15 protein-coding genes and 3 pseudogenes are annotated in these 20,468 nt (G+C 63.0%); 14 read left to right on the forward strand and 4 right to left on the reverse strand.

The window, feature by feature from the left end:
- Positions 1-3: 3 nt before the first annotated feature.
- From D6B98_RS34250 to D6B98_RS34260, 3 genes are read left to right on the forward strand one after another with little or no spacing between them, the layout of a single operon-like run.
- Complete coding sequence (locus tag D6B98_RS34250; RefSeq protein WP_126261414.1) at positions 4-1,017, forward strand: ImmA/IrrE family metallo-endopeptidase; 1,014 nt, start codon at positions 4-6, stop codon at positions 1,015-1,017.
- Complete coding sequence (locus D6B98_RS34255; RefSeq protein WP_126261415.1) at positions 1,014-1,700, forward strand: C1 family peptidase; 687 nt, start codon at positions 1,014-1,016, stop codon at positions 1,698-1,700. Before D6B98_RS34250 ends, D6B98_RS34255 begins: the two co-directional genes overlap by 4 nt.
- A complete protein-coding gene (locus tag D6B98_RS34260) occupies positions 1,672-2,457 on the forward strand; it encodes a hypothetical protein (protein WP_126261416.1) in 786 nt (261 codons plus the stop codon). The genes D6B98_RS34255 and D6B98_RS34260 overlap by 29 nt, the downstream gene beginning before the upstream one ends.
- On the opposite strand, the gene D6B98_RS34265 is transcribed toward D6B98_RS34260, so the two are convergent.
- The gene (locus D6B98_RS34265; RefSeq protein WP_126261417.1) at positions 2,430-3,137 is read right to left on the reverse strand and encodes a uracil-DNA glycosylase; all 708 of its coding nucleotides are present in this window, start codon (positions 3,135-3,137) and stop codon (positions 2,430-2,432) included. The two genes, D6B98_RS34260 and D6B98_RS34265, sit on opposite strands and share 28 nt — an antisense overlap.
- Entirely contained in the window at positions 3,134-4,309 is a 1,176-nt protein-coding gene (locus D6B98_RS34270) for a nucleoside triphosphate pyrophosphohydrolase family protein (protein ID WP_126261418.1), read from the reverse strand. The genes D6B98_RS34265 and D6B98_RS34270 overlap by 4 nt, the downstream gene beginning before the upstream one ends.
- Positions 4,310-4,824: 515 nt before the next feature.
- On the opposite strand from D6B98_RS34270, the gene D6B98_RS34280 reads away from it, so the two are divergent.
- The 10 genes and pseudogenes from D6B98_RS34280 to D6B98_RS34320 all read left to right on the forward strand — a co-directional run.
- Positions 4,825-5,646 carry a hypothetical protein gene (locus D6B98_RS34280; protein WP_126261420.1) on the forward strand — a complete coding sequence of 274 codons (822 nt, stop codon included), beginning with the start codon at positions 4,825-4,827 and terminating at the stop codon, positions 5,644-5,646.
- A 196-nt stretch (positions 5,647-5,842) separates the two neighbouring features.
- Positions 5,843-7,039: a DUF932 domain-containing protein gene (locus tag D6B98_RS34285; protein WP_126261421.1), complete on the forward strand. Its 1,197-nt coding sequence runs from the start codon at positions 5,843-5,845 to the stop codon at positions 7,037-7,039.
- 172 nt (positions 7,040-7,211) lie between these two features.
- Positions 7,212-7,580 (forward strand): annotated as a pseudogene (locus D6B98_RS34290) (ParB/Srx family N-terminal domain-containing protein); the annotation flags it as partial.
- A gap of 375 nt (positions 7,581-7,955) precedes the next feature.
- Entirely contained in the window at positions 7,956-9,113 is a 1,158-nt protein-coding gene (locus tag D6B98_RS34295) for a tyrosine-type recombinase/integrase (protein ID WP_126261423.1), read from the forward strand.
- Positions 9,114-9,156: 43 nt separating this feature from the next.
- Positions 9,157-10,914: a hypothetical protein gene (locus D6B98_RS34300; protein WP_245481514.1), complete on the forward strand. Its 1,758-nt coding sequence runs from the start codon at positions 9,157-9,159 to the stop codon at positions 10,912-10,914.
- Between the two features lie 3 nt (positions 10,915-10,917).
- Entirely contained in the window at positions 10,918-11,643 is a 726-nt protein-coding gene (locus D6B98_RS40575; RefSeq protein ID WP_205680546.1) for a site-specific integrase, read from the forward strand.
- Positions 11,640-12,791 carry a site-specific integrase gene (locus tag D6B98_RS40580; protein ID WP_205680547.1) on the forward strand — a complete coding sequence of 384 codons (1,152 nt, stop codon included), beginning with the start codon at positions 11,640-11,642 and terminating at the stop codon, positions 12,789-12,791. Before D6B98_RS40575 ends, D6B98_RS40580 begins: the two co-directional genes overlap by 4 nt.
- A complete protein-coding gene (locus D6B98_RS34310; protein ID WP_126261425.1) occupies positions 12,781-13,263 on the forward strand; it encodes a hypothetical protein in 483 nt (160 codons plus the stop codon). The genes D6B98_RS40580 and D6B98_RS34310 overlap by 11 nt, the downstream gene beginning before the upstream one ends.
- A gap of 87 nt (positions 13,264-13,350) precedes the next feature.
- A complete protein-coding gene (locus tag D6B98_RS34315) occupies positions 13,351-14,067 on the forward strand; it encodes a plasmid pRiA4b ORF-3 family protein (RefSeq protein ID WP_235884950.1) in 717 nt (238 codons plus the stop codon).
- A 46-nt stretch (positions 14,068-14,113) separates the two neighbouring features.
- Positions 14,114-15,900: pseudogene (locus D6B98_RS34320) on the forward strand (ParB/RepB/Spo0J family partition protein); the annotation flags it as partial.
- A 44-nt stretch (positions 15,901-15,944) separates the two neighbouring features.
- Here D6B98_RS34320 and D6B98_RS34325 read toward each other — a convergent pair.
- Positions 15,945-16,283 (reverse strand): hypothetical protein, encoded by a 339-nt coding sequence (locus D6B98_RS34325; protein ID WP_126261426.1) that lies wholly within the window; start codon positions 16,281-16,283, stop codon positions 15,945-15,947.
- A 326-nt stretch (positions 16,284-16,609) separates the two neighbouring features.
- Between D6B98_RS34325 and D6B98_RS34330 the strand changes: the two genes are divergently transcribed.
- On the forward strand, positions 16,610-20,323 hold the full coding sequence (locus D6B98_RS34330) for a strawberry notch family protein (protein ID WP_235884947.1): 3,714 nt from the start codon (positions 16,610-16,612) through the stop codon (positions 20,321-20,323).
- Here the strand turns inward: D6B98_RS34330 and D6B98_RS34335 are convergent.
- Positions 20,314-20,468 (reverse strand): annotated as a pseudogene (locus tag D6B98_RS34335) (IS630 family transposase); the annotation flags it as partial. The gene D6B98_RS34330 and the pseudogene D6B98_RS34335 overlap by 10 nt on opposite strands.

Here is a 20,468-nt window from a genome sequence, read left to right on the forward strand (position 1 = left end):
TCGATGGTGGCCGCGGATTATCCGAGCGCGGTTCGCGCTGGCACGATGGCCGCGGCCCGGCTGCATCAGCAGCTTGACCTACGTCAGCAGATCGAGGCGGCCGGCGGCAACGTCGATGTCTTCGCCGCCATCCACGCCCTCGATTTGCCCTTACTCGTGCGGCCCCTGCAAGGACTCCTCGGTGCTTATCTGAGCGATCCTGGGCCTGGCGTCCTCGTTACGACACAGCGTCCGATGAGCATCCAACGGTTCACTGCGGCCCATGAGCTCGGCCACTTCCGCCTACAGCATCAGCCCAGTCTCGATGACGAAAGCATTCTGCGTCGGATGCCGCTGCAAGCGCAGCCGACCGGCGACTTTCAGGAGGTTGAGGCCGACGCATTCGCGGTCGAATTCATGATGCCGCGCTGGCTCGTCGCTTGGCATGCGGCTCGCCAGGGCTGGACCGTTCCTGATTTTCGGCGACCAAGCGCGGTCTACCAGCTCTCGTTGCGGATCGGCGCGAGTTATGAGGCGACTTGCTGGACGCTCGCCCGCCACAGATTCATCCAGGCGACGCAGGCCCGGGAGCTTCTTCAGACCCAGCCGCGTGAGATGAAAGTTGCCCTGCTTGAGGCCTACCAGCCGCAAGACTACCGCGGCGACGTCTGGCTACTCACCGAGCGCGACGCAGGAGTGCGCATCGACGGGAGCCGCAACGATCTGTTTGTCCTCCGGCTCGAAGAACACAGCGGCGGAGGCTATCTCTGGGACATCGATCAGCTCAAGGAGAGCGGGTTCGCCGTCGTTCGCGATGACCTGCAGGCGATTGACGCTGACGGCGTCGGCGGGCCTGTCATCAGGCGCGTGACGGCAACGCCACCAGACACCTATCGCGGACGGCTCGCACTCGACGAACGGCGACCATGGGATCCCGATCCGCCGCTTGCGACCCTTGCCGTGGACGTCGACCTCACCGGTCCTGAGCAAGAAGGGCTTTCGCGCGCCGAACGGCGGAGGCTGCTCGAGGCCGCATGAGCGACATTACGATTTCGGTCGATCTGCGGCCTTCTTTCGGCGATGCCCGCAATCAAGGGGCGCGCCCTACCTGCCTTGCCTTCGCGGCGAGCGATGCACATGCGGCTCTACGTGATGGCTGGGCGCCATTGTCCTGCGAATATGCCTTCTATAAGGCGCAACAGCGCGCCGGCCGAATGCCAAACACCGGCGCGCTCTTGTCCTCGATGCTGGAGGCGCTCCGCAAGGACGGACAACCCGAAGAGAGCGGTTTGCCCTATCTATCGGCAACACCCGCGGAGCCAGCGTCATGGGCGCCGCCCCGCGAGATCGGCAAGCGTTTCGGCCGTAACGGCGCGACCGCCACCTACTCGATCGACCGCGTCATCCAGGAATTGGATCAAGGACGTCCTGTGATTGTCCTGACGATGCTGTCGCGCGCCTTCTATCAACGGAGCACTCAGGGTGTCGTCGATCCGGCGCCCGGCGAGCAACCGGAACCTGACCGACGCCATGCCGTCATTGCAGTCGGCCACGGGAAGGTCGACGGCCAGCGTGCCGTCTTGGTGCGTAATAGTTGGGGGCCGAGCTGGGGCGATGCGGGCTACGGCTGGCTCACGGAGCGGTTCCTTGGCCCACGCATCTATGCGGCCGCAACCTTATTGGAGGAGGTCGATGTACCTGCCGATCCCATCGCAGCCTGACTGCGCGAGCGCATGGCGTGAAGCCGTGCGTGCCGTTGATGGCCAGCAGGGCCATGCGGCCTACAACGTGATCATCGATATCGCAGATCCGATCGCCCATGCGACGCTGGCGGACCCCCGGATCGCGGTCGTCGACGAATTTCTCTCGCCCTACGAGAAGTCCGTGGAGACGGTGGCGAACACCATTTTTCCCGCCGGTCTTTATCGCCGCTATGGTGCACCTGCCTTCTTCGATATTTTTCGCGACAATATTCTGAAGAAGGTTCGGCGAAGCGAACGCTGGTCCGGTTACTATTTCGAGCGCATGATTCAATATCCGGTGGTCGAGGGTGATGCGCCCAATCAGCTCTGGGATATCGTGAAACGCCTAAAAAACGAGGACGTGCGGGCCCTGAACAAGTTCGAGCTGTCGCTGTTCGATCCGGTCAGGGATGTCGATAATTCGCCTTATGGCGGACAGTGCCTAAGTTTCATGAGCTTCAAAGTCATACCTGGCCCACAAAATAAGACGCTGACCTTGACCGCGATGTATCGCAATCACTTCTACATCGAAAAACTGCTGGGTAACCTGATTGGTCTTGGCCGCCTAATGGACTTTGTCGCTCATGAGGCGGGCCTCAAGGTTGGCGCGCTCACCATCATTTCCACCCATGCCGAAATCGACCAACCCCGCCGCAACGGAAAGCCCGCCAGCCGGTCCGATATCAGCGCGATGATCGCAAAGTTCGATCAGGCAGCAGCCCCTCTCGCGGCTTGAGTGTCGGGGAAGGGAAGCTCGATCGTCTGGCCATCGTCATCGTCGGCTGTGAGGCCGTAGATGTGATTGACGCCTGAGATGAACTCAGCCTGGCCGCCATAACTCGGATGGCGGACGATCTTGACCGTTATATCGAGGCCGTTTAGCGCCATGCCCGCATCGCGGCCGATTGCCACGATCCGGCGCGGCTTGATCATCGCAATAAGAGCCGTAAGCAGTGGCCACGTGGCTTCCCGTTCGGCCCTAGTGTGGCAGCGATTCGAGAAGGGGTCATCAGCCTCGTGCGGGTGGAGCGGGAATATGTTCCACAACACGGCGGGCTCGCCGATTCGGGTGAGCACGCTCCAGACGATGGCGGCGGTACGCTCCGCGACCATCGGGCCTCTTGTTGCACGATCCAGCTCTATCCCGCCCATGAGCGCCGCCGCTTGGGCCAAATGGACTTCGTCCGTCAGCGGCACACCCGTCCTGCGGCCTCCGCGGTAGCCCAGATCGCGGGCGATCCAGATCGTGTCGACGTGCGCAGCTATAGCCGCGTCGAGGCAGCGCACAAGATTGCGCCGACGGACGCGCGCGGCATCTGCTCGGTCGTAAGTCGAGCAACAATCGGCGTATGGATTGAACACCGAAGGTAAGCGGGTTTCGGCGAGCGCTTGGGCAAAGGACTTCGGCGTTTTCAAGATAGTTTCTCGATTGTGAGGCGGCGGTTATTCGTATCGATGTGAAGACGCCCGCGCCGATGCTCGCGCAGGAAGCGGAAGGCGGCATAGCCTTGCAAGATCGCCTCTTCCCAAAGCCACAACGGAAGTTGCTCAGCTTCATATCCGGCGACGAACTGGCGGACGTGCTTGAGCATGTCGAACGGCAACTCACCAGTCTTCACGTCGGCGAAGAGATTTAGGGCCGCGGCTTGGCCAAATATCCATGTCGCGACGCCCTCTTCGATCAGCGTGGCGCGCGCTCCGTCCTGTGCCTCATCGATCTTGGGATCGCTCTTACGCTTAAGACGGAAGAGAGCGCGGATGACGGGCGACCAAGTCAAAACCGCCACGTAAGCGTAGTGAAAGACGTCGTGAAAGCGGTAGTCATCGGCCGTCATGGCGTTGTCGGTGAGACGATCGCCAATGTTCAGGCCGTTGCAGCGCTGGAACACATAGGTCTGACCGCGAACTTTGCGTTCAAACACGTCGACATAAAGGTCGCGGGGCAATTTTTCTTCAGCCTCCGCGGACTCGTCGAGCGGTGCTGGGTAAATACGCTCGCGAGGCCACCGATCGAAGATTTTGCCCAAATTCTTGACCGCCGCCGCCTCGAGCGTCACACCCGCCTCGTTCGCGGCCTGAATCAAGGTTCGCATGATCGCGACTAGGCGCCCCGCCAAGGCCGCTTGGTTATTCGTCAGGCGCCCAGCTTCGTGATCGGTCATCAGCAAGCCGACTTCTCCCGCGAGCTGGAGCAGCGTCTTCTCAAACGCCTGTGTCGGCTCTGCGCGGCGAGTCATTATCGGGGGTTGGAGGGAAGCGAATGAAAGTGGGCCATCAGCGGCACGCTGCCAGTCCGCATAACCCCGATCCAGGTTTCCAGCGATATCGCCGAGAGACAGCCCGCCGCGCGCGGCAAACGCCGTGAGATACCAAAGCACGTCGCCCAATTCCTCGACGACCGCGCTTGCATAGCCGAGATACGAGGCTCGATCTCGCTGTTTCTTCTTGACCTCGCTGAGCAGGCTGCCGGTCTCGCCAAACAGACCGAGCAGCGGAAACGTGAGCGATCCGCCGTCGCTGCGCTGGTCGGTGGTCAACGCCTGCGAGACATAGTCCTGAACGGTGAGTGGGGTGAACTCGTCCGTCATGCTGGCCGCCTCTTTCGACGATCAGAGATTGCTTCGTCGGGGACAGTCACGCCATACGCTTTCAGCGCACGGAGGACGACGACCCGGATCGGCTCGCGCGTCTCTGCAGCCCGGACTTCGAGATGGTGTTTCGTCACCGACGGCACCTGGATCTGCAGGTACTCATCGACCTCGCTAGAGGATTGCGCAAAAGCGGTTTTCATGAAACCACAATATCAGACATTTCATGAAACCACCATGAGATGAAATCATGAACTTTTGTGCATGCCAGCGATCGACATCCCGCCGGGACTCCAGGCTCGGCCCCTCTTGCCGCAAGGTCGCAGCTACCGGATCACACATGCGGGGCAACAGGCCCGGCCGTAGCGACGTGCTACCTGGGATCGCACACACGCGCGCGACTTATATCTCTAATCTTCATGTTGATGCGAGCCAAGTCAGGAGATGGGACCTCAGATGAGGGAAGGTGGCGTTGGTCGACTCAAAAGAAACGCAACACCGAAGAGGGGGAGCACATGACGGATAAGCGGCCCGAAATGGACAAGGATTCAATCATGGGCGCTATAATGAAGGGCGACATCGTCGGAATCCGAGACGCGCGCTTAAAGCAAATCATTCATGACATCGCCGAATGGGCTCGGCGTCGTTGGACGGCCGAGGATTCGCCGAACCTGGTAACATATGAAATCATTGAGCTCGCATACAGTTACCCCAAACGTGCACATGACTTGATTGAAAGCATGCGCGCATTGATGCAAGCGGATCGCGTCGTTCCGGCAGTAATTCTAGCGAGGGCGCTGGTTGAAACGATTGCGATGGGCCGATACTTCATCGACAAGATGGAGAAAAGTTTGGCTGATGGAGATTTCTCTCGATTGGAGGCGCAGTTCTTTCGCTTCTATGCAGGCTCAAAACTCGGAGATGCAAAGATCAAGTCGATCCACGTCAATGATGCACTCCGCGAACTAGAGGCCACCGACGTCGACTATGTCTCCTATCTCGTCAATAAATATCCATTTCTTTGGAGCATGTCGGGGCCGAATCCAAGCGAGGCGTTCAAAGGTGAAGGCTCGTTGCTTCAGACTTACGACAAGTTGAGCGAGATTTCTCACCCAAACGGCCTTGGAACACAATACCTCTACCCGGCGGCCGATGCGCCGGACAATTCGGAGGTCATGGCTTTCTATCGCTACATGACTGGCGTTGCGATCTGGCAGGCTCATCACCTACTCGCTGCACTCGATCGCATGAACACTTTTCCAGATCGTTTCGTCGCGAAATTCCCCAATAGGACCGGGTTCTCCGATGACAATCCGCTCCGGAATAGCTCGGGCTAGCAATCGGGCTTATGCCGATGCGGAAGCGGGATTGTGGGAAGGCCTTCCCCCTGGTCGGCGCCACGGTCGCCGACACGCCCCCTTCTGCGGGGAGAACCCCGCAACGCCCCCTTTGGAGTGAGAGGGCGGCCGGGCTTCGCCGTGACGGGTTGAAGAACGGAGGAGAGGCCTCCGGCGCCTGTCGTGGAGATGACCCATGACCCAAGTCGAAGCTCTGAGCGCTGGCCGCGACCACGTCGGCGGCTACAAGGTGGACGTGACCCGCGGCGAGCGGGTCGGCCGAGTATCGTCGGAATGGTTCGCGCGTCCAGCAGACGAGCGCTATCTGTCCCTGTCGGACCTCTATGCCGCGGCGCGTGGACGCACCGAGCGAAGCCGGACCCGAACGGTCGAGAGCGCTGCGATCCGGGTTGAGGCTAGGCGCGACGATGCCGAGCGCCTAGCCCTGGTGCTGCCCGGCTCCGACGCGCCGATCGCCCCGACCCACTGGAGTTTCGGCCAACTCGCCGGTCTGGTCGGAGCGCCGGCGTCTTATCTCCGGCAGCTTCCGGCACCGCTGGCCGGCATTAACCTGCAATACGGCTTGACCTCCCATTCCGCCGAGCAGGTGAAGACGCTCGAGATCGAAGACGGTCGCGTTGAGCTTCGCGCCGTTACGGGTCCCGAATACGGCCGTATCTTCGACCACGAACTTGTGGCGGCGGTTCAGCGCATCGCCGGCAATGGCACGGGCGACACGCGCTGGAAGGTCCCTGGCGTGCTCGACTGGTCGACTGGCGTCTATAATCCACATGTCGACATCAGCCAGGATACGACGACGCTCTACGCATCCGACCGCGACGTCTTCCTGTTCCTGGTTGACGACCTTAACCCGATCGAGGCCGGCCGATTGGCCGACGGTTCGCCGGACCTCTATTTCCGCGGCTTCTACTGCTGGAATTCCGAGGTGGGTGCCAAGACGCTCGGCATGGCGAGCTTCTATCTCCGCGCCGTCTGCCAGAACCGCAATCTCTGGGGCGTCGAGGATTTCGAGGAGATCACCATTCGTCACTCCAAATACGCCGCCTCACGCTTCGCGCACGAGGCGGTGCCGGCGCTGACCAACTTTGCCAATTCCTCGGCGATGCCCTTTGTCAACGGCATCAAGGCCGCGCGAGAAAAGATCGTCGCCCGCACCGACGACGATCGCAACGAGTTTCTGCGCAAGCGTGGCTTCTCGAAGACAGAGACAGCGAGGATCATCGAGACGGTGTTGGCCGAGGAAGGACGCAAGCCCGAAAGCGTGTTCGATTTCGTGCAAGGCATCTCTGCGGTTGCGCGGGGCAAGAGCCATCAGGATGCACGCCTCGATCTGGAGGCGCGCGCGAAGAAGCTGCTCGACCGCGCAGCCTGATATCCGGAAAGCCAGACGTCCGGAACGGCGCATTTCCGGCTCTCTGGTTTTCCATCTTTCCTGATCTTCGGCTTTGCGGCGCTGCCCTCAGAGGAAGAGGGCGGCGCTGCGCTTCGTGACGGGTTGGAGGCTCAGAGAAAGTCTTTGGGCCGCCCGTCGCGGAGTATCATCCATGGCGACCGCCATTCAGAAGATCACCCTCTCGTCTTCGCGCGACATTCCCTTCAATAAGCTCGTGCTCAGCCAGTCAAACGTCCGGCGCGTAAAGGCCGGCATCTCCATTGAGGAGCTGGCCGAGGACATCGCCCGGCGTACCTTGCTCCAAGGCCTCAACGTCCGGCCGGTCCTCGACGCCGAAGGCGCCGAGACCGGCATGTTTGAGATTCCCGCTGGCGGCCGTCGCTATCGGGCACTGGAGCTGCTGGTAAAGCAGAAACGCCTCGCCAAGACCGCACCGGTGCCTTGCGTCGTCCGCAATCCCGCGACCGACATTCTAGCCGAGGACGATTCGCTTGCCGAGAACATCCAACGCGCGCCGTTGTTAGGTTCTGTGCTCGAACTGTCCGGTTAGAGTCGTGTGGCTGTCATCGTCATGGTTCATACGCATGGGGCTCTCCGAAGAGGGCACATAGACGTCCGAGTCAAGCGTTCCCGCAGCGTAGCGAGGACAACGCTTGACGCGGCGGCGACACCACAAACTAGTCAAATGGTTGCAGGCGAAGTCCTGCAACCCTGCCACGTGGCGAACGGGAGAGCGCGAGGGGAACCCCTCGCATCCTAAACAAAAGAGTGCGCCGCAGGCGCTCCGCTTAATAACAATCGGTTCGGGAAGCTGTCTTCTTTGTTGCTGTACAGGGAGTTGCGCCCAGCTCGGTGTCTTCTGCCGTTTCGGACGGCGAGGACCAAAGAGGACAGTATGGCGCGGATCATCAAGGCGGCGATGGGGTATGCCGCAATCCCAGCCGGGTTTCCGATACTGGTGTCGGAACGGATGGCGATTATCGAGCCGGCGTTTGCCTGGCTGATGGAGCTGGCTACGATTCCGGGCCGCACGCATGCGGCGGAAACGATACGGACCTATTGCGAGCACCTGCATGATTGGTTCGACAGTCTGGAGCAATCTGGTCTCGACTGGCGCGCGGTGAGCGAGGCGGAGATTGCGGCCTGGCGCAATCGTATGCTGTCGCAGCCGAGCCCGCATACGAAGCGGCCATACGCGCGGTCGACGGTGAATGATCGGGTTCGCACGGTCTGCCGGTTTTATGTCTGGGCGCAGGGACGCGGCTGGATCGAGGCCTTGCCGTTCCACTTTGTCGACGTGCGGGTGGGCCCTGGCCGGCGACAATCGTTCCTTGCGCATGTCGATGCGCGCCCGGGTGTCGTGGCGGCGAACATCCTGACAGTCGCCGAGCAGGAGCGCTTGCCGCGACCGTTGCGGGTCGATCAGTTGCGCCGGGTCTTCGCCCAGTTGGAGATGCCCTACCGCCTGATGGCGGAATGGGCGCTGGCGACGGGATTACGGCGCAAGGAGCTTTGCGGCTTGGCTGTCTTCCAGGTCCCGGAGACGGCACATCTCGATGACGAGGACCATCCGCTGGTCGGCGTGCCCTTGACGATCACCAAGGGCGACAAGCCTCGCACGATCTATCCACCGATTCGCCTGGTTGACCGCACGCAACGCTATATCGATGAAGTGCGCACGCCGCAGGTTCGGGCATTGCGTCGCCAACGGTCGGGTTATCGGCCACCATCGGCGCTCTTCCTCAATCGTCAGGGGAATGCGGTCCGCAAGAGCCGATTGACTGCGGTGTTTGCGGAAGCCTTCCGGGCCGCCGGTGTGACTGGTTCATTGCATTGGTTGCGCCATACCTTTGCGATGACGATGCTGGTGCGATTACAGCGACAGGCATCGATCACGCCTGACCTCAATCCGCTGAAGATCGTCCAGGTCTTGCTGGGGCACAGTTCGATCCAGAGCACGGCGATCTACCTGCGCTGCGTCGAGCTCAATGCCCGGGAACTCGCCGACAGCATCGACTATCTCTACGGCGAGTTGATCCCCGATGGCCGGTAAGCGTGAGCGTATCGACCGGCGTCTATCGGCTGCGTCAGCGAAGGTGCTGGAGCAGCCGGCCGATGCCGTTGCCGTCTTCCGCGACGGTTGGGGCGAGGTCGCAAAGCGCTACGATCTCGGTAAGCTTGGATTGCCGACAGACGTTACGATGCTTCTGGCGGACACCTTCCGCAATCATCATGCCGCATCGAGCTCCGAAACGCACCGTCATTGTTGGATGGCACTGCGTGTCTTCGCCCGTTTTGCGGTCGAGGACGGGCATGTTCTTTCTGCCGGGGATCTGACCACCGCAATGGTCGGGCGCTACATCGCCTGGCTGGATCGACAGATCGCGGGACAGACGAACAAGCCCTGGTCAAAGGGGGCGCGGGCGAATGTGCTGATGCAGCTTCGCCAGATGATCGACTGGACCAAGCGCCGGCATCCGTCGCGGCTGCCGTCCCGGATCGACTTCCCCTGGCGGGTCTGGCCGAACCGGACTGCCGACACCCGACCGCGTCTTGGTGGGGAGCATCTCAAGGCGATCCTGCGCGCGTGCTATGAGGAAATCGACGAGGCGTGGGATCGCTTCGAAGCCGGGCGGACCATCCTTGCGACGAGCGGTCCGGTCGATGGCGTCGATCCCGAACTTTGCGACATGGTCCGGGCGCTTGCTCGGGTGAATGACGGGGTGATTCCATCGCGGACGCTTGCGATCCGCAGCCAAGTCAACATATCGGCGGTCAACCGCCACGGCGGCCTTCGTCACCTTGGCGGTTATCTTCACTTGACCGGCGAAACGGTCGTCGCGTTCTTCATCGCCATTGCGATTCAAACGGCGGGCAATCCGGATGCGCTGCGGCTGATAACGCGCGATTGCCAGGTGGCGCATCCGCTCGATGAGCATCGCATCATCGTCGAATGGGCCAAGCCTCGAGCCGGCGCGAAGGTGAAGCGAGCGCAGCGGCGGTCCTTCGATCGCCGTCGGCGACATGCCGCGCCGAACCTGATCGACCGGTTGCTGGCGATGACGGCGCCGCTCGTCTCCCGGAGCAGCCGGCAGGACCGCAATCGCTTGTTCCTGACGAAGAGCGAGAAGAAGGACGCGGTCACGCTCATTGCAGAGGCGACCTTGTCGCACGCCCTGAAGCCGTTCATCAAACGCTCCAATGCCCGCATCGCCATCTGGAACAAGGCTGCACCGGAGCGCGCACGTCAGCTCTTGCCGGACTTTGCCGCCGTGCTGCTGCGCGGCAGCGTCGCCACCGAATATTACAAGGCGTCTGGCGGCGACATCGTCGCGACACAGGATGTGCTCAACCATGCCCGCGCCGACACGACCGAGCTTTACATCAAGGGGCCGCAGACGCGCCGCATCCAGCGCGAGACCATCGCCCGATTGCAGGAGCTGATGCTCGGCTGGATCGTCGGCGCGAAGGTGAACTGTGAGGATCAGGCGCAGCGCGACCGGATCATGCTGGCGAGCAATGCAACGGTTCCGTTCAGTCATGATTGCCTCAACCCGGTCGCGGGCACAGCACCAGACTCGATAGCAGGTCGGGTCTGCCGGCACTTCGGCGGATGCCTGCGTTGCCCCGGGCTGGTCATTCCGATCGATGCGGAGCACATGGCGCGCATCCTTCAGGCGGTCGACGAACTCGAGCGCGCGCGTGAACGCATTGATCCGCGTCGCTTCGAACTCCTGTATGCGCCGAGCCTGCGCATCTTGGTCGACGACATCCTGCCGAACTTCCCGCAAACACTGCGAGGTGATGCCGAACAACGAATGCTGGCTCTCGCATTGCTTCCGGCGCTGGAGTGAGCGATGACGGCTTCCACGGCACCCAATCTTGTCGCCGCCGTCAGACCGGCGCTTCGGATATCGGCACGGTCCGTATGGTCCGATCAGGTCTGGCATCTCGACGGTCATCGCCCTGGCAGCAACCGCAGCGACTTCTCGCTCGACTGGGGTTTTGTTCTTGCTGACGACAGCCGGTTCAGTGATCCGCGATGGGCTGACTGGCGAGAGGCGGCGAAGCTGTTCCTGTGGAGCCTGAAGCTCGACCCGCCTCCTGGGTACCGCAACGCTCATGAATCGACGATCGTCTCCGTCTTCAATAGGTTGCGGATGCTGATCCGCTGGATGGCGGCGCAGGGATATCGGTGCTTTGCCGATCTCGACCGCGACGCCTGCGACCGGTTCATGACGGTGATGGCGCAGCGTCCGGGCCACAAGCCTGGCAATACGCTGAAGAGCACGACGCTGCAAAACCATGCCAATCTGCTGACGCGCCTTTATCTGCAGGGAGCAAAGTTCCCGGAGATCGCAATCGCCGATCCATTCCCGGGGATCGCGCCGCCGTTCGTTCGCCGCGACAGGGGCTGGCTGCCTTATACGCCGGACGCGATCGCCGTGCCCCTGGTCTCGGCGGCGCTGCGACTGATCGGGACCCCGGCCGACGACGTCATCACTCTGCAGCCCAGGCGCAGTCGGTCTATGACCATGCGCTCGCTAACGGGATCAGCCAGACCAAGGCCGGCTTCATCGTGACCGACGCGATCGCGCCGTTCACCTTCGCGACACTGCCTGGGGAGGAAACTGCTTGGCATGAGGCGCCCGTCACCAGCACCAAGCAGGTGCGCTATCTCGCCGATCGCATTTACGACGCCTGCTTTGTCGTGGTCAGCTATCTGGTCGGCGCCCGGCTCTCGGAGATCCTCGGCCTTCAGGTCGGCTGCATCGAGCAGCATCCTGCCGGCGACGGCAGCGAGAGCTTCGCCTATCTCGTCGGGCGGATTTACAAGACGGCGCGTGGCATCGATGGCGAAGCCCATCGCTGGGTTGCGCCAGCGCCCGTCGAGCGGGCTGTCGTGGTCATGGAGCGGCTGACCGCCCGCCTGCGCACCCAAAGCGGACGAGACGATCTCTTCCTGACAATGGCCAGCACGGGGCTGATCGGTCCTGCTGCCCGCATCAACCCGCCCGTTGGCTCGACGATCATAAGGCGGCTGAATGATCTGTTTGCGCCGTTCATCGGCCTGCCGGACCACGAGGGAGTCCCCTGGCATCTGAACACGCATCAGGGCCGCAAGACGTTTGCTCGCTTCGTCGGCAAACGCGACCGCACCGGCCTGCATGCGCTTCAGGCTCACTTCGGTCATGTGACCCGGGCCATGACCGATCGTGGCTACGTCGGGACCGACTTCGCGCTCGACGACCTGATCGACCGGCATGCCCGGGAGGAAACCCGCGCCGCTCTCGAAGAGGTGCTGACGGCAACCGCCCTCGCGGGTAAGGGCGGAAGGATGATCGCCGCCCGCTCCCAGTTCCGCGGGCGCACGCGCGACGGCGATGTCCAGGCCTATGTCTCCTTCCTGATGGAGGAGACTGATCTGAGGCTCGGTGTTTGTGACTGGGGCTATTGTGTCTATCGCGTCGAAACGGCTGCCTGCTTCGGCGACGAGAAAAGTCCCAACCCCGTGCTGAGGACCGAAAGCACGTGTCTCGCCTGCGCCAACTTCGCCGTCACCGCCAGGCACAGGCCTGTCTGGCAGGCCCGCCGCGATCGCAATACGGATCTTCTCGGCCATCCTGGCCTGGACCCGGTCAGCCGGCAACTCGCCGAAACACGGATTGCCGAATGCGATCGCATCCTTGGTAAACTCGACGATGGAAAGGAAGCTCGCCATGGCGCGTAAGACCAGCAAAATGCCGGCCCTCACGCCTGCCGAAAAGCGCCTGCGCAACACCCACTGCAAGCTGCGGGAGGCTCTGGAACGACTGGTGAAGGGTCTGCCCACACACCCGGACCTGCAAAAGCGATCCTACCGGCTGACCGTCGCGACGCTCGCGCGCGAAGCGCGCGTCGGCCGCAATGCGATCTACGCCAACCATCGATCGATCATCGACGAATTACGCCGCGCCAGTGATCGCAAGGTCGTTCCCGAGAAGCTCGCAGCCTGGGAAGACAAACTCGCCCAGCAGCGCGCTCTGATCCAGGTCTTGCAGATCGAGGAGCGGCGTATGGTGACGGAAAATGCCGTCCTGCTGAAGCGCATCCTCGACGCCGAAACGGAAGTTGAGCGGCAGAAGCGTCATAATGCCCGCCTGATCGCCGAACGCGATCGCGCCGTGAAACCAGTGCCGTTCACTCGCGGGCCAAAATCCTGACGTCGTCTACGATTGCCGGTTTGTGTCGGTGCGGTCGCCGAAGGACAACCGTCGCCCCATCTATTGCCTGCGACAATCATGCGCGGCATGATCTGCGGCATGCTTGACCCCTTCGATCCAGACAGCTTCATTGTGCGCGCCGAGGTTCATATCCTCGGCATCGAGCCCAAGATCAGCCGCACTCTCGAACTGCCAGTCACTCTCAACCTAGCCCAACTCCACGAGGTGCTGCAGGCCGCCTTTGGCTGGACCGACAGCCATCTGCATCAGTTCAATATTGGCGGTCTCATCTACGGAGCTCCAGAGTTCGATGACGATGGTCTGTCCGACAGCAGGATCTTCGAGGCGACCGAGGTCAGGATGATCGACCTTCACTTCCCCGACGATCCCGGCGAAAACCCTCTCACGATCCTCTACGAATACGACTTCGGCGACAATTGGCGTCATCTGCTGCGCTTGGAGCGCGTCGCGCGCGATGAGAGTGCCCAATATCCTCGCTGTATCGCCGCCGCACGCTCAGGACCCCCCGAAGACGCTGGTGGGCCTTCAGGCTATGCCAACTTCCTTGAGGCCTGGCTCGACCCCGACCATGAAGAACATAACGCGATGCATCGATGGGCTGGCCGCAAGTTCCACCCGGAGTCCTGCAATCTCGACGACATCAACAAGGCTATCGCCCAAGCACTACGCGCATCAAAGGGCGACTATCGCTTCCGTCGAGAAAGCCATCGTGATCGACGCCAACCGGCTGCGCTTCAGCGCCAAAGAGACACCCAAAATGCACGGCGCAGCCAAAAAGACTAGAGAATCAACGTCGTCCCGCTAACAGGACACTTGACGCATAACCTAACCCTTGCACCCCATTGACCAGTTCCGAGCCTTCCAAGCTATGCGCGAAAAGGGCCGGACCGAGGAGGACATCGCCGCTGCTTTCTTCACGTCGGTCAATGTCGTGAAGCAGCGCCTGCGTCTCGCCTCGGTCTCGCCCGCGTTGCTCGACGTCTATGCCGAAGACGGCATGTCACTCGATCAGCTCATGGCCTTCACCGTCACTGCCGATCATGCACGCCAGGAGCAGGTCTGGCAGGCGATCTCCGGGTCGTGGCAGAAGGAGCCCTATCAGATCCGCCGCATGCTGACGGAGAAGACGGTACGCGCTTCTGATCGACGAGTCGTGTTTGTCGGCCTCGACGTCTACGAGGCGGCCGGCGGCACGGTGCTGCACGACCTCTTCCAGTTCGACGACGGCGTTGGCTGGAGGATGTCGCTCTGCTCGACAGCCTGGTCGCCGAGAAGCTGAAGGCAGAGGCGGAAACAATCGCCTCCGAAGGCTGGAAGTGGATTGAGGTCGCCGCGACCGATTTTCCCTACGGCCACACCCAGGGCTTGCGTGAGCTGGATGGCGTACGCGCCGAGCTCACGGCCGAAGAGCAGGCGACGATCGAGGCGCTCAATGCCGAACAAGCCAGGCTCGAAGCCGAGTATGACAGTGTGGACGAGCTCCCCGACGACGTTGACCTGCGGCTCGGCGAGATCGAGACGGCTCTCGCCGTCTTCGACAATCGACCCACCATCTATCAGCCGGCCGACATCGCCCGCGCGGGCGTGTTTGTCGGCATCGACGCCGAGGGCAGGCTGTCGGTCGATCGCGGCTATGTGCGGCCGGAGGACGAATTGCCTGCGGTCGAGCCGGGGCAGGGTAGCGACGGCGAACCTGTCGTCTCGGTTGATCCAGACGGCGCGGAACCATCGGGGCCGGTCGTCCGGCGCGCCGTCATCACCGTCGGCGGTCAGGCTGCGGAGGCCGAGGACGAGGATGATGATGCGGTGAAGCCGCTGCCGGACCGCCTGTTGACCGAGCTCACGGCGGAGCGGACGCTGGCGCTGCGCGACAAGCTGGCGACCATGCCTTCGGTCGCCTTCCAGGCGGTGCTGCACAAATTCTGCCTCGACGTCTTCTCCCGCTATTACTCCCATGGCACGGCGATGGAGGTCTCCGTGCGCACGGCCAGCTTCCCGGTTCAGGCGCAGGGGCTGAAGGACGCGCCCGCTGCCAAGGCGATCGACGCGCGCCACAAGACCTGGGAGGAACGAATGCCGAAGGACAAGGCGGGCCTCTGGGATTGGCTCACGGGCCTCACGGGCGACGAGCAAGCCGCGCTCTTTGCGCACTGCGCCTCGTTCGGTGTCAACGCGCTGTACGAGAAGGGCGATCGCTACGGCGGCGGGGTCACGCCGCACATGGTCGAGCAGCGCATCACTGATGCCGATCGCATCGCCAGGGCCGTCGATCTCGACATGGTAGAAGCTGGCTGGCGCCCGACCGTCGAGAATTATCTCGGTCGGGTGCCGAAGCGCCGCATCCTGGAGGCGGTGCGGGAAGGCGCCGGCGAGCGGGCCGCCCAGCTGATTGACCATCTGAAGAAGGGCGACATGGCCAAGGAGGCCGAACGCCTCCTGGCCGAGACCGGCTGGCTGCCCGAGCCCCTGAAAAGGGCCGACGCCGACCACGCGGCGACCGTCCACACCGCCGAGCCCGAGGGCGATGGCGCGGCGCTGCCGGAATTCCTCAGCCATGACGACGAGGAAGCTCCGAGCGACGAGGCGGACGACCCGCACATGGTTGCTGCCGAGTAGGTAGAAAGACCGGCTGGGGCGACGAATGTCGCCCCAGCCTATTCTTATGCGCTGCGGGCCACCTGTGGTCGCACCCGCAGGCCGTCGATCCAGATCGCGACCCTGCCGGCGGCAACGAGGCCTGAGGTTTCCGCCACGAACCGTCGCACCGCCCGCGTGCTGCTCACTTCGAAGCGATGTCGATAGCCCTGGGCTACGGCACGATCGGTGAAGCCTTTCAAGGCAGCACACCCTGCGGCTTCCTGGACCTCGAACTGAACCCTCCACCGCGTGCGTCGGGGCCGAACATCATCGAGAACCTCGACGCTGATGCGGTGCTTACCCCCGTTGCGAACGGTTACGGGTTCGATCTTCTTGCTGGGAAATTTTAAAATCTGAGCCATCAAATCCTCCTTCATTGTGCGAGGCGGTTCGATGGTGTTGTCGGGAGCTCGCGAACCGCATGCCGAGACCCGACCCGCGCAAAGGCGCGGATGCAGGTCAGCGGCGGCCTGTTGACCAGACCATTCAGCTCTTGAGGCTCACGCCACAAGCGGTTCTTGCCGCGCAATGCGCAGCGACCCTGACAGGGTAAAAGTAGTGTCCCATCCGCAACGTTTCAAGGTGTCGGGCAGAGAGTGAGAGGCGGGCCGGGACGGGTTTGAGCCGGTGCGGTCGAGAGAGAGCGCCCGCCGGCTCGCCCGCTCCCGCTCTCGTTAAGGCTTCCCTCATGAACAACGTTTCCCCGATCGCGGCCGAGCAGGCCGCGCCGATTGCATCTGTCTGCGCTCCTGACGGCGCCAGCGTCATCATCGCTGCGGCCGAACAGCTCCTGCCACATCTCGAGCGCGGCCAACGCGTTGACGCCGAGATCCTGCGCACCGCCTTGGAAGCGGCCTTCGGCGCATCCGATGCGACGGGCGCCTGGGATTGGAAGACGGCTTACGACGTCTGCGAGGCGGCTACGGTCTTGTTCCTGCGCAAGTACGGAAAGGCACTGTTCCGTAAAGCCGGCTCTCCGGCTTTGCGACTTTCCGCGTTGTCGAAAGTCGCCGGCCTTCTCCCAACCCACACGCGCGGCTCGGCCGAAAGCGAGGTCTTTCAGCAGTTCTCGACGCCGATCCCCCTCGGGCTGGCGACGCTTACTGCTGCCGCCTTTACGCCGGCGGATCGCGTGCTGGAGCCGTCCGCAGGCACCGGCCTGCTCGCCATTCTCGCCGAGATCGCCGGCGGCACGCTCGTCGTGAATGAACTCGCCGAGACCCGCGCCGCGCTGCTCGCTTCCCTCTTTCCGGCCATCCCTGTCACGCGCTTCGATGCGGCCCAAATCGACGATCACCTCGATCCCGCCGCCATCCCAAGCGCCGTGCTGATGAACCCGCCATTCTCGGCGATGGCGAATGTTGCTGGCCGCATGGCCGACGCGGCGTACCGTCACATCGCCTCGGCCCTGGCGCGTCTCGCCGATGGCGGTCGGCTGGTTACGATCACCGGCGCCAACTTCTCACCCGAAAGCTCAGTTTGGCGCGACGCCTTCGCGCGGTTGCAGGAACGTGGCCGCGTGGTGTTGACCGCCGCAATCGCCGGCGTGGTCTATGCCAAGCACGGCACCAGCATCGAGACCCGCCTGACGATCATCGACAAGGCGCCGGCCGATGACCCACATGTGTTCCCGCAGTCGCCGGGAATGGCGCCCGACGTCGCGAGTCTGCTCCGCTGGATCGGCGAACACGTTCCACCTCGCCTGACCATCGCGCTTCCCGTGTCAGCCTCGCTCGCGCCGCGCACCGTGCGCGGCTATCTCGCACGGGCTGCGATACAGCCCGCCAAGGCGTCGGTCAGCGATCCCGAAGCCGTCGACCTCACCTATGAGACAATCGACTGGGCGCCGCCCGAGGGCGCGCATCTCACTGAGGCCATCTACGAGGAATACCGGCTTCAGTCGATCCGGATTGCCGGTGCGCAGGCGCACCCGACCAAGCTGGTGCAGTCGGCCGCGATGGCCTCGGTCGCGCCACCGAAGCCGAGCTATCGGCCGCACCTGCCGGCGAGCCTCGTCAGCGATGGCATCCTGTCCGACGCCCAGCTCGAGACGGTGATCTATGCCGGCGAGGCGCATGGTGACTATCTTGCTGGCGCCTGGACGGTCGATGAGACGTTCGACCTCGTCACGGCCGCCCGCGACGATGCGCCGAATGCGGTCCGTTTCCGTCGCGGCTTCATGCTCGGCGATGGGACCGGCGCCGGCAAGGGTCGCCAGTCGGCTGGCATCATCCTCGACAACTGGCTGAAGGGCCGGCACAAGGCGGTCTGGATTTCCAAGTCCGACAAGCTGCTGGAAGACGCGCAGCGCGACTGGTCGGCGCTCGGCATGGAGCGTCTGCTCGTCACACCGCTCTCGCGCTTCGCGCAAGGGCGCCCGATCCTTCTCTCCGAAGGCGTCCTATTTTTAACCTACGCTACGCTGCGGTCCGACGACCGCGGCGAGAAGCTTTCGCGCGTCCGGCAGATCGTTCAATGGTTGGGCTCCGACTTCGACGGCGTCATCATCTTCGACGAGAGCCATGCCATGCAGAATGCCGGTGGCGGCAAGGGGAAGCGGGGCGATGTCGCCCCCTCGCAGCAGGGTCGTGCGGGCTTGCGCCTGCAGCACGCGCTGCCGAACGCCCGCGTCGTGTATGTCTCGGCGACCGGCGCAACCACGGTCCACAATCTCGCTTATGCCCAGCGGCTCGGGCTCTGGGGCGACGAGGATTTTCCGTTCGCCACCCGCGCTGAGTTCGTCGAGGCGATCGAGGGGGGCGGCGTCGCAGCGATGGAGGTGCTCTCCCGCGATCTTCGCTCGCTCGGTCTCTACACCGCACGCTCGCTCTCTTACGACGGTGTCGAGTACGAACTGGTCGAGCACCAGCTCACCGACGAGCAGCGGCGCATCTACGACGCCTACGCCGGTGCCTTCAGCGTCATCCACAATCACCTCGACGCGGCGATGCAGGCCGCCAACATCACCGGCGAGACAGGCACACTCAATCGCCAGGCGAAGTCGGCTGCGCGCTCGGCCTTCGAGTCGGCCAAGCAGCGTTTCTTTGGCCATCTGCTCACCAGCATGAAGACGCCGACCCTGGTCCGCTCCATCGAGCGGGACTTGGCCGACGGCCATGCCGCGGTGATCCAGATCGTCTCGACAGGCGAGGCGCTGATGGAGCGCCGGCTCGCCGAGATCCCACCTGCGGAATGGAACGACGTCCGCGTCGACATCACGCCGCGCGAGTACGTGTTGGATTACCTCGCCCATTCTTTCCCAGTGCAGCTCTACGAGCCCTTCACCGACAGCGAGGGCAATCTCTCGTCCCGACCCGTCTTCCGCGACGGGCAGCCGGTCGAGAGCCGCGAGGCCGTCGCCCGCCGCAATGAGCTGATCGAGCGGCTCGCTTCGCTTCCGCCTGTTCCCGGCGCGCTCGACCAGATCGTGCAGCGTTTCGGCACGGACCTCGTGGCGGAAGTCACGGGGCGTTCGCGGCGCGTGGTCCGCAGGGGTGACCGCCTTGCCGTCGAGAACCGGGCCGCCTCCGCCAATCTCGCCGAGACTGCCGCCTTTATGGATGACGTAAAGCGTGTGCTGGTCTTCTCGGACGCTGGCGGCACCGGGCGCAGCTATCACGCAGAGCTGTCAGCGCGAAACCGGCGGCTCCGCGTCCACTATCTGCTCGAGCCGGGCTGGAAGGCCGATGCCGCGATCCAGGGTCTTGGTCGAACCAACCGCACCAACCAGGCGCAGCCACCGCTCTTTCGACCGATCGCCACCGACGTGAAAGCCGAGAAGCGCTCCCTATCGACCATCGCCCGCCGCCTCGACACGCTCGGCGCCATCACGCGCGGCCAGCGCCAGACCGGCGGCCAGGGTCTGTTCCGGCCCGAGGACAATCTGGAGAGCCACTACGCCCGAGATGCGTTGCGCCAACTCTATCTGCTGCTGGTGCGCGGCAAGGTCGAAGGCTGCTCGCTCCAGATGTTCGAGGACACCACGGGTTTGAAGCTCATGGACGCGAACGGCATCAGGGACGACTTGCCGCCGATCACCACGTTCCTGAACCGGTTACTCGCGCTCACCATCGACCTGCAAGGTGTGCTGTTCACCGCCTTCGAGCAGTTGCTGAACGCCAAGGTCGAGGGCGCCATCGCCAGCGGCGTCTATGACGTCGGGCTCGAAACGCTCCAGGCCGAGAGCTTCCTCGTCACCGACCGGCGCACGATCTACACCCATCCGGCCACCGGCGCGGAGACGCGTCTCCTCACCATCACCGAACGCCGGCGCAATCGTCCCATGATGCTGGATCAAGCGCTCTATTATCTCGCCGATGCTCGGGCGGTGCTACTGGTCAACGAGCGCTCGGGCCGCGCCGCGGTGCAGATCCGTGCCCCTAGTACCCGGAATCAGAGCTGAGTGATACGGCGGCCTTTGAAACGACGTTGACGGACCTTTTTCTTGGTCCAGACGAAGGGCTCGGCTTTATCGTTGTACGCGTTGACGTAGGCATCGATGTGTTCCTGAAGCTGCTTGAGGCTTGTGAAGGAGGTGCCGCTAAGTG

The organism is Bradyrhizobium sp. LVM 105 (genome assembly GCF_003957705.1).
GTDB classification, from domain to species: domain Bacteria; phylum Pseudomonadota; class Alphaproteobacteria; order Rhizobiales; family Xanthobacteraceae; genus Bradyrhizobium; species Bradyrhizobium frederickii.

Coding starts and splice junctions, on each gene's coding strand:
- D6B98_RS34250 (WP_126261414.1), top strand. CDS start 4: ATGGTGGCCGCGGATTATCCGAGCGCGGTTCGCGCTGGCACGATGGCC.
- D6B98_RS34255 (WP_126261415.1), top strand. CDS start 1,014: ATGAGCGACATTACGATTTCGGTCGATCTGCGGCCTTCTTTCGGCGAT.
- D6B98_RS34260 (WP_126261416.1), top strand. CDS start 1,672: ATGTACCTGCCGATCCCATCGCAGCCTGACTGCGCGAGCGCATGGCGT.
- D6B98_RS34270 (WP_126261418.1), bottom strand. CDS start 4,309: ATGACGGACGAGTTCACCCCACTCACCGTTCAGGACTATGTCTCGCAG.
- D6B98_RS34280 (WP_126261420.1), top strand. CDS start 4,825: ATGACGGATAAGCGGCCCGAAATGGACAAGGATTCAATCATGGGCGCT.
- D6B98_RS34285 (WP_126261421.1), top strand. CDS start 5,843: ATGACCCAAGTCGAAGCTCTGAGCGCTGGCCGCGACCACGTCGGCGGC.
- D6B98_RS34295 (WP_126261423.1), top strand. CDS start 7,956: ATGGCGCGGATCATCAAGGCGGCGATGGGGTATGCCGCAATCCCAGCC.
- D6B98_RS40575 (WP_205680546.1), top strand. CDS start 10,918: ATGACGGCTTCCACGGCACCCAATCTTGTCGCCGCCGTCAGACCGGCG.
- D6B98_RS34310 (WP_126261425.1), top strand. CDS start 12,781: ATGGCGCGTAAGACCAGCAAAATGCCGGCCCTCACGCCTGCCGAAAAG.
- D6B98_RS34315 (WP_235884950.1), top strand. CDS start 13,351: ATGATCTGCGGCATGCTTGACCCCTTCGATCCAGACAGCTTCATTGTG.
- D6B98_RS34325 (WP_126261426.1), bottom strand. CDS start 16,283: ATGGCTCAGATTTTAAAATTTCCCAGCAAGAAGATCGAACCCGTAACC.
- D6B98_RS34330 (WP_235884947.1), top strand. CDS start 16,610: ATGAACAACGTTTCCCCGATCGCGGCCGAGCAGGCCGCGCCGATTGCA.